This window comes from Burkholderia sp. Bp8992, from assembly GCF_003853705.1.
Taxonomy (GTDB): Bacteria; Pseudomonadota; Gammaproteobacteria; order Burkholderiales; family Burkholderiaceae; genus Burkholderia.
In genome coordinates this window covers 1-584 of the sequence record NZ_QTQI01000081.1, presented here as the reverse complement: position 1 = coordinate 584, position 584 = coordinate 1, and the positions used below count along the sequence as shown (strand labels likewise).

The 584-nt window shown below is 61.6% G+C and carries 1 pseudogene; it reads left to right on the top strand.

Annotated elements, in window-relative coordinates:
• A pseudogene (locus DIE03_RS38065) lies at positions 1 to 584 on the top strand (hypothetical protein); the annotation flags it as partial.

The following is a 584-nucleotide window of genomic DNA, read 5'->3' as shown; positions in this document are numbered from 1 at the left end:
GGCTGGCGTGGCATCGACGAGAACGAGCTGAACGATATCAGCGTCCCCGGCGTGCTGACGCAGCGCGTCTTTGCCTCCGGCTTCCAGGTTGGCGTGCAGGATAGCTACCGGTATTGGGAAGATGACTGGCGGTATAACAAAAAGGGAACGACGTCGGGATTCTGGTATCCGCCTTCGCCACCTGCCAAGTTCAATCTCATCGGTGCGCTCAAAGGGAATGAAACCATCTGGGGAGTGGCGGCGACACTGGCGACTGCGCCGCTCATGTTCGTCGTGACCGGGTTCAGCTCGGCGTTGAACATGTTCCGCGTGAACGCCAATCCGCCACAGGGCTGGACCGTCGTGGCGGACGCTCCGGCACTCGACGAGCCATTCCCGCCTAAAGCGAAGCGGTTCGGCAAGCCGGTCAAAACGACGGACGGCGCCGCGGTGAGTGACTTCAACGAAGGCAACGATCCGCCAGCCGCGTGGCGTGACGCAAGCAAGAGCGAGGCAGACAAGCGCGCAGACGATCCTTACGATCAGTACAAGGCGAAGAACAAGGACAGCGTCGCGCAAGGGACGGCAGAGAGCGAAGCCGGACA